General features: G+C 72.3%; 5 protein-coding genes and 2 pseudogenes. 6 read left to right on the top strand and 1 reads right to left on the bottom strand.

What is annotated here, in order from left to right:
* Positions 1-248 (bottom strand): annotated as a pseudogene (locus KPF47_RS12875) (hypothetical protein); the annotation flags it as partial.
* A gap of 28 nt (positions 249-276) precedes the next feature.
* Between KPF47_RS12875 and KPF47_RS12870 the strand changes: the two are divergent.
* The 6 genes and pseudogenes from KPF47_RS12870 to KPF47_RS12840 all read left to right on the top strand — a co-directional run bounded on the left by KPF47_RS12870 (position 277) and on the right by KPF47_RS12840 (position 8,321).
* Positions 277-492: a hypothetical protein gene (locus tag KPF47_RS12870; RefSeq protein ID WP_224389098.1), complete on the top strand. Its 216-nt coding sequence runs from the start codon at positions 277-279 to the stop codon at positions 490-492.
* Between the two features lie 2 nt (positions 493-494).
* Positions 495-2,002: pseudogene (locus KPF47_RS40890) on the top strand (SCO6880 family protein).
* 277 nt (positions 2,003-2,279) lie between these two features.
* Positions 2,280-3,629, top strand: a complete 1,350-nt coding sequence (locus tag KPF47_RS38705; protein WP_255659606.1) for a helicase HerA domain-containing protein — start codon at positions 2,280-2,282, stop codon at positions 3,627-3,629.
* Positions 3,630-3,931: 302 nt separating this feature from the next.
* Positions 3,932-5,983, top strand: coding sequence for a type IV secretory system conjugative DNA transfer family protein (locus KPF47_RS12850; RefSeq protein ID WP_224389095.1), 2,052 nt, complete (start codon positions 3,932-3,934; stop codon positions 5,981-5,983).
* Entirely contained in the window at positions 5,980-6,663 is a 684-nt protein-coding gene (locus tag KPF47_RS40090; RefSeq protein WP_224389094.1) for a DUF4913 domain-containing protein, read from the top strand. The genes KPF47_RS12850 and KPF47_RS40090 overlap by 4 nt, the downstream gene beginning before the upstream one ends.
* Positions 6,660-8,321, top strand: coding sequence for a hypothetical protein (locus KPF47_RS12840; protein WP_224389093.1), 1,662 nt, complete (start codon positions 6,660-6,662; stop codon positions 8,319-8,321). The genes KPF47_RS40090 and KPF47_RS12840 overlap by 4 nt, the downstream gene beginning before the upstream one ends.
* The last annotated feature ends 107 nt before the right edge of the window (positions 8,322-8,428 follow it).

Raw genomic sequence — 8,428 nt, 5'->3', positions numbered from 1 at the left:
CCGGACAGCGCTCCGGCCTGGGCCACCCCACCTGCTGCGGCGCCGCCCGGGGCTCCCGCCGCGACCGGCCCCAGCGCCGGTGCCGAGGGAAGCGGGACCGGCCCGGGTGCCGACAGCGGGCTGGGAACCGCCGGTCCCTCAGGAGCGGGCGCTGGGACGGCGCCCGGCCCGCAGAACACCCCGGCCGCCGGGCAGGGCGCCGGGCAGGGACCGGCGCCCTGCCCGGCGACGGGGGCCAGCGCCAGCACCGCAGGTGTTACGGGGGCCGGTGCTGCGGTGTCGGGGGTCGGCGCGGTAGCGGCCGCCGGAGCGGCGGTGCAGGCCGCGCAGTCGGCGGCCGAGGCCACCGCCGCCCAGCTGACCAGCACCACCACCGGGACCGCCACGACCACCGACGCCGGAGCAGACAGCAGCGGCAGCGCTGGTGGTCCCTCGGGTGCCGGACCAGCCCCACCCGGCGCAGGCACCGACACCGGCGAAGCAGGACGGTGAACATGAGTAACAGCAGCAGTGCGCCGACAACACGGCGGACCTATGGGAACTGGCGCCGTGCCCGCGGGTTCGGCATCGGCACCTTGTCGCCGACCGAGACGAAAGTCGTGTTCACCGCGCTGGTCGGCCCCGCGTTGGTCGCGATCGGCTCCGGCCGCGCCGCGCTCACCCTGGCCGCGGTCGGGGCGGTGCTGGTCGCGGTCACCGTGGTCAAGGTCGACGGCCACTCCCTCACCGGTCTGGCACTACGTCGGCTGCGGTTCCACCGTGCGGCCCGCGCGGGCTGGACCGAGCTCTCCGGCGGGCTGCTCACCGAGCACCCCCGCCGCCACGACCTCCCCGGCCCCCTCGCCCCGGTGGTGCCGCTGTCGACCGACGACGGCCGCGGCAGCAGACAGGGCCTGTTGTGGGATCGGCGCACCGGGACCCTGACCGCAGTCCTACGCGTCTCCCCGGTCGGCCTGGACCTGATCGACCGCGCACAGGCCGACACCTGGGTCGCGCAGTGGGGCGCCTTCCTCGCCGACCTCGGCTACCAACCCATGATCCGACACCTCACCGTCACCATCGACACCTCACCCACCGGCGGAACCACCCTGCGCGACGACGTCACCACCCGCCTGCACCCCGACGCACCGGCGGCGGCGCGGGCGGTGATGGCCGCCCTCGCCGCCGCTGCACCGTCCTCCGCCGCCGAGGTCAACACCTATGTCGCGCTCTGCTTCGACCCGCCCGCGCCACACCACGCCCCCCGGACCTCCCCGCGGCGGTCGCCGAGGTCACCCGCTGGTTGCCCGGCATGGAACGAGCGCTGTCCGCAACCGGGGTCGCGGTTCTGGGACGTGCCACCACCCCCTGGCTGACCGATCACCTACGCGCCGCCTACGACCCCACCACCCGAGCTGATCTTGCTGGCGCTGGTGGTGTCGGTAGCGGTGCGCTGCCGGACGCGGCGCAGCACTGGGCGTCGGAGTGGGCCGACGCGGCCCCGATCCGCGCCCGCGAGTCGTGGGAGCACTACCGGCATGACTCGGGGAGCTCAGTGTCGTGGGCGATGATCGAAGCACCGAGGCAGGCTGTCATGGACCGCATCCTGGGCCCGCTGCTGGCCCCCGGCCCCTTCGCCCGCCGCACCACCCTGCTCTACGCACCGTTCAGCGCCAGTGCGGCCGCGACCGAGGTGGAACGGGAGATCACCCACACCCACATCCGCCGCTCCTGGGCACGCAAAACGAAACGCGACGAGACCCAACGCGACCGCGACGACATGGCCCGGGCGATCCAGACCGCACGCGAAGAAGCCGAAGGCGCCGGCCTGGGCCGCTTCACCCTCTACACGACGACCACCGTCACCGACCCCGACCTGCTCCCCGCCGCCGTCGCTGACCTCGAACAACGCGCCGGCCACACCAAACTCCGCCTCCGCCGCCTCAACGGCGCGCATGCGGCCGGGTTCGCCGCCGCCCTCGGCCTCGGCACCAACCCCGACGAACTCCACCACCGCCACTAACACCCACCCGCGCCCATACACCTCTGCCCACGTCCGTATCTGCCGCGACCTATCCACACCTACTCAGACCTGACCGGAGAGCCCCAGAGGGGACCGGAGACATCTATGAGGTGCCCATGACGACGACACACCTCGATCTCGGCCGGCCGGGGAGCCGGTGCATCCGGCCGCGCCCGACCTTGTCGCCGCGCAGCAGACCCGGGGACGGGATCTGCCGCCGGCATGGGGATGGCCAGCGCGCGGCGGCGGCCGTGCCGCGAACGTCGAACCCGGGATCATGTGGCAGGCCACCACCAGCCAGGTGTGTGGACTGTTCCCCTTCGCTGTGGCCGGCGGCGCCGCACCCCGCGGTGCCCCCGTCGGCCGCCACCTGCACACCGGCGAACCTGTCGGCCTCGACCCCGCCCACTGGCTGCGCACCGGCCTCGTCTCGAACACCGGGATGTGGATCCAGGGCCAGCCCGGCATCGGCAAGTCGACGATCGTGAAACGTCTGCTCACCGGGCTGGTGGCGTTCGGGGCGACCGCGGTGATCCCCGGCGACGTCAAAGGCGAATACACCCCGCTCGTCGACCACCTCGGCGGGACCGTGTGGCGCCTCGGCCGCGGCCTGCACTCCCTCAACCCGCTGGATGCGGGGCCGCTGCGCGCCGCCCTGGCCGCCGCGATCGGGACCGAACGAGCCCAGCTGGCCGAGACGATCCGCGCCCGACGCCTCTCCCTCTTGGAGGCACTCGTCGTGATCGCCCGCCGCGGACCGATCACCGTCACCGAACGCCGCCTCCTCGACACCGCCCTCGACCACACCACCACCAGAGACGGCGCCGGGGCCGAGCCGGTGATCCCCGACATCCTCGGAGTCCTGACCAGCCCGCCGACGACGCTGCTTGCCGTCACCGCCTGCGACACAGACGCCCAGTACCGGCGCGAAGCGCGGGAGCTGGTCAACACCCTCGCCCTGCTGTGCTCGGGCGGGATGCGCGGCCTGTTCGACCGGGCCTCCACCGTCACCGCCGATCTCGACACCCCCGCCCTGTCCCTCGACATCTCGGCGTTGGATCACGACGACGATGACGTCGTCGCCGCCGCCATGCTCTCGGCCTGGGCATGGGCCGCCGGAGTCATCACCGCCACCACCCTCGGCGAGCGGCGCACCGTGTTCCGGGTCCAGGACGAGCTCTGGCGCGCGCTGCGGGTCGCTCCCGGCCTGGTCGAACTCTCCGACCGCGTCACCCGCCTCGGCCGGAGCCGTGGGGAGATCTCCGCCCAGGTCACCCATTCCCTCGACGACCTCGCCGCCCTCCCGACTCCGGAGGACCGCGCGAAGGCCCGTGGGCTGGCCGGGCGCAACGCGATCACCGTCCTCGGCGGCATGAACGCCGCCGATCTCGACCGCCTCCACACCATCACCCCGCTCAGCGCTGCGGAATCCCAGATGGTGCGGGGGTGGGCCGCACCCCCGACCTGGGTGCCCGGACAACTCCACCCCGGCCGCGGCAAATATTTGATCAAGTCCGGCGGCCGCACCGGCCTACCCATCCACCTCACCCTCACCCGCGACGAACTCGACCTCTACAACACCGACCACGCCTGGAACAGGCCACTGACCGGGGAGAAGACCCGATGACCGGACGGCCCACACCCCCACCCGAGCCGTCCGCTCGCGGTGATGTCCTGGCGATCACCGGCACCCAGTGCGGGAAGACCCGGCCGTGGCTCCCACCAGCGCACCCGGCCAGCAGTGACGAACCTCATCGCAACCTCCCGAACAGGAACGCGGGCTGGCACCGTCACCAGCGCGGTACCGGACGCGCGTCCGATGACGCTGGTGCTGCTGCCCCGGGCCAGAGCCCCCCGACCTGTCCGGGGCAGCAGCACCAGCCGCACCCCCACCCGACGACAGTGAGTGGGAACGGCGGTGACCGCCCCGTGACCACGTCGTCGCAGCCCCCGTCGGGGATCCCGTGGGCGCAGCTCGCCGCCCCGCTCGCGCTGATCGGAGTCCTCGCCACCGGGACCGGGACCGTCACCCTCGTCTGGTCTGCCGCCGCCATCGCCGGGCCGGACGCGGCACCGGGATGGGGCTCGGCCACGGCGAAAGCCCTGATCACCGCCACCGAGGCAGGCACCCTAGACCCACTCATCGGCCATGCCGGGTCCCGGCCGCTGTTCTGGACCGTCCTCGTCATCGCTGCGCTCGTCCTCGCCACGGCAATCGTGGTTATCACCGTGACATGGGGCGTGCGCGACACGACCCGCCCGGGGCGGCCCCCGGCGGCGCTCACCCGCAACGCGCTGCCCGGGATGCGCGGCCGCGCCGCCCACCAACGCGCCACCGAGCTGCGCCCGTCCCTGCTCCAACAGCAGGGCAAGCCAGATCAACAGCGACACCGGCGGCACGGTCGTGGGCGGGTGGACGAGCGGGACCTCGGCATGCCCCTCGGCCGCATCCCAAACAACAGCATCCTCGGTAGCGGCCTCCTGGGTGGAGGGCAGGAGCGCGAGCGGAGGCGGCGGGTCTACGCCGCAGAAGAAGACGTCATCCTGGTCATCGCCGGACCCCGCTCCAACAAGACCAGTGCACTGGTCGTGCCGGGGATCCTGTCCGCGCCCGGCCCGGTGATCGCGACCAGCAACAAAAACGACATCTACACCCTCACCGCCCGCCTGCGGGCCGCGATCCCCGGCGCCCGGGTGTGGGTCGCCGACCCGCAAGCTCTCACCGACACCGAGCAGACCTGGTGGCTCGACCCGCTAGCCCCGGTCCACGACCTCGCCGACGCCTCCACCCTGCTCTCCCACTTCACCGGCCCGTCGACCGGCACGACCAGCAGCGGGAACGGAGAGTTCTTCGCCCAATCCTCCCGGCGCCTGCTCGCCGCGCTGGTCCTCGCCGCCGCCCACTCCGCCCGGGCCGGGGACCGCACCCCGACCGAGCGTGACCCGGCGGGGGTGCCGGTGTCGATCCGCGACGTCCGCCGCTGGGCCGCCACCGAGGACCCCGCCCCCGTCGCCGTCCTACGCGCCCACGGGTTCGCCGAGGTCGCCGACGGCCTCCAAGCCCAATACGAGGCACCGGTCGAGACCCGCGGCGGGATCTTCGCCGGCGCCCTGACGACGCTGGGGGCGTTGGAGAACGAACACGTCGCCCGTATCATCACCCCACCTCAGACGTGGCGCACCCCACCCGAGGACCCCTCCGCGGTGGTCGAGTTGGATCCGTGGGCGTTCGTCGTCGGCCGCACCGGACCCGACGGGCAGCTGGTGCCGCCGCGGGACGCCCTGTATCTGCTCACCCAGGACGGTCCCGGCTCCGGGGCTCCGATCATCGCCGCCGTCGTCGACCACCTGCTGCGCGTCGCGACCCGCGCGGCCGCCGCCCAGGGCGGGCGCTGCGACCCACCGCTACGCGTCATCCTGGATGAGGCGGCGAACGTGTGCCCGATCGCCAATCTGCCCGCCCTCTACTCCTACTTCGGCTCCCACAGCATCCAGGTCGCCACGTTCCTGCAGTCCTTCCCCCAAGGCACCGAGGTCTGGGGCACGGCGGGGATGAACAAGCTCTGGGGTGCGGCGACGATCACGCTGGTCGGGGCTGGGGTCACCGACCTCGATCTCACCCGCCACCTCTCCGCGCTGCTCGGCGACCTCGAACTCCCCACCACATCCCGCACCCACTCGGCGGCCGGTACCTCGACCTCCCACAGCCATCGGGACACACCGGCGATGTCGGTTGCCGACATCGCCGCCCTCGATAAGCGCTACGCCCTCTGCCTCGCCACCGGAGCGCGCCCCACCGTGATCGAGTTGATGCCCTGGTACCGCGAACCCGACACCACCGGACACACCCACACCGACATCCGCGCCGCCGCCGAAGCAGCCGCAGCCGACGTGCGGCGGGCCGCGATCACCCACCTCGGCCCCGACAACCCCCTCGCCCACCGCCTACGCCACCACGACCGGGGAGAGGAGACGTCGTGACCAGCAACCACGACATAAACGGCACCGGGCACCCCGGCAGCCGTACCGACAGCGGCGCCGGTCATCGTGATCATGCGGTGCTGATCGAGACGCTCCGCGACGACCACACCCTGCTCGACCGCCGTGTCGCTGTCCTCGCCGACGACCTCGACACCCTCGCCGGAACCTTCGACCGCCTGGAGGAAACCCTCCGCGCCGCCCGCGACGACCACGACACCCCCGCCCCGGCCACCCCCGGCAGGGACAACAAGGACGACGCTGACGCCGGGGACCGCGTTACTGCCCCGAACATGCGAGTCCTGATCCCGTGGGTCCGGATCAACATCGCTGAGCTCTGCGAGCGGAAACTGCCCCAAGGCCAAGGGCGGATCCGCTGGTGCCGCTCCTGGTGGCACCACCGCGAAGCCGTCGCCCGCTTCGGTGCCCTCTACCGGGCCTGGGGCGAGGCCACCGACCCCGAGACCAGCACCGCCCTGGTCACCTACTACACCCACCTCGACCACACCCTCGAGGTCCTGATGAGTGAACACGGGCCGTTCTCCGCCTGCCCAGGCGGGCAGCATCGCCCACCCGGCCGGGGCGACCCCACCGTCGGCTACCTCCGCCAAGACCCCCACCCCGACGAACCCGAACCCGAGGCCACCGAGGCCCCGGCGGGTGAGAAGGAGCCGCAGCGATGACGACAACGCTGAGCGCGTCGAGCTCGCCGATCGGTGAGGCTCCGGCCCTCGGGCTCGGCCGTGACCAGTCCCAGGCCTGGGTACGCCTCGCGTTGACCATCGCGACCACCCTGCGCCAACACCGCCTCACCCACGGCAGGGCCGCATTCAGCGACCAGCACACAGCACTGCGCCGCGCCGCCCAGTACGCGAACGATCTCGACCCGCGCGTCGCGGCGATGGCCGCCGCCGACGAGACCGCCTTCCGCCACTCCGCAGTCGCCGACAACGCCGCCGCGGCCGGGTTCGAGGAGCTGACCAGTCCGGACCCGCAGTTCGGATGGACCGTCCACACCACCATCGGCCCCATCCCCGCCCACGCCCCCTCCGGCGGCCGGGGCCGCTGGGGCCTGTGGGCCCACGGCCGGCGCGGGGACACAGAACTGTCGGTGTTCGTCGTTGTCCCCGACCTCGACCTCGCCACCGCCCTGCGCGACGAAGTCACCCACGGCCACCAACGCACCCTCACACAACTCCGCGACCTCGGCGTCTACGGCCGCCTACGCGCCGACGACGCCCGCACCCAGCTCCGCCCCGACGACACCCAGTTCACCGAACACGTCCGCCACGCATTGCACACGGCCTGGCCCGACCACCCCGACCTCGCCACCCAGGTCCTCCACCCGAACAACGACGACGCCCCCAGAGACAGGGCCCTCGAGGGCCTGCACCAACGACTCCGGGCCCTCGACGAGCGCGGCTACCGACCCGTCGACATCCTCGCCACGATCAACCCGGCCGGCATCGACCGCGACAATCCCCGCGCGGCTCTGACCACAGCACTCGACACCCTGGCCACCGATACACACCGACAGCCGAGCGCCGCGACCAGCGATCCCGCCCACTCGCTGCCGCGGCGCGGGACCGACCTCCACGCCGCCGTCCAGCTCCTACGCCATCACCTCGACCCCGACACCACCGCGGCGGTCACCGGGTGCCGGCACTGGCCCGGCCTCGCCCGCCAACTCCACACCTGGCACCACAACGACATCCACGCCCGGTATCTGGCCACCGAACTCGCCCGGGTCCCCGCCCCACGGGTCCGAACAGCACGGGCCCCCGCGATCTACCTGCGCTCCATCCTCGACCGCAACATCACCTTCCGCAGGCGACACGACACCGCTGCTGGAGACGCCGCCGCCGGGCAGAACACCAACGACGCCACGACCGAGGAGCAGACCCCGGGCCGGGAGCAGGTGCCGCCGACACCGTTCGACATCCACCGACTCGATCCGAGCAACGCTCTGGACCGCGAAGCACTGCGCGCCTCCCGCGGCGTCGGCGGTCCCACCGCCGACGACCACATCGACGCCATCCTCGCCGCCGACCACCCCACCGAGATCCAGCATCCCGACTACACAGTCGGCGCCCCCACCCAGGAGCGGCACACGGAATACATCCCTGACCAGCAGGAACCGGAGAACGTTGCGGGACAGATGACATCCCCCGGCGATATGGCAGCAGACGAGAGCCCCGACGCGACCCGCACGGCCGCCGCCACCACCACCAAGACCATCGACAGCGCAGCAGAAGCTGCCACGGCACAGCCCGCACCGACGCGACCGGCCCGATTCACGCGGAAACGACAGAACACCCACACACCACGACAACACCACTAATCAGACGACAACACGCATGCATGCGGTTTTCGGCGGAATCTGCACTCAATAACACATTTCGCGGGCGCATATACTCGATATGCGTCTGATGTTGACCGACTCATCTG

This window comes from Pseudonocardia sp. ICBG1293 (genome assembly GCF_020131355.1).
GTDB lineage: Bacteria > Actinomycetota > Actinomycetes > Mycobacteriales > Pseudonocardiaceae > Pseudonocardia.
This window is presented reverse-complemented; position numbering and strand designations above follow the sequence as displayed.

What these genes read in the sequence shown, in the direction of transcription:
- KPF47_RS38705 (WP_255659606.1), top strand. Translation starts at nt 2,280, where the DNA reads ATGTGGCAGGCCACCACCAGCCAGGTGTGTGGACTGTTCCCCTTCGCT.
- KPF47_RS12840 (WP_224389093.1), top strand. Translation starts at nt 6,660, where the DNA reads ATGACGACAACGCTGAGCGCGTCGAGCTCGCCGATCGGTGAGGCTCCG.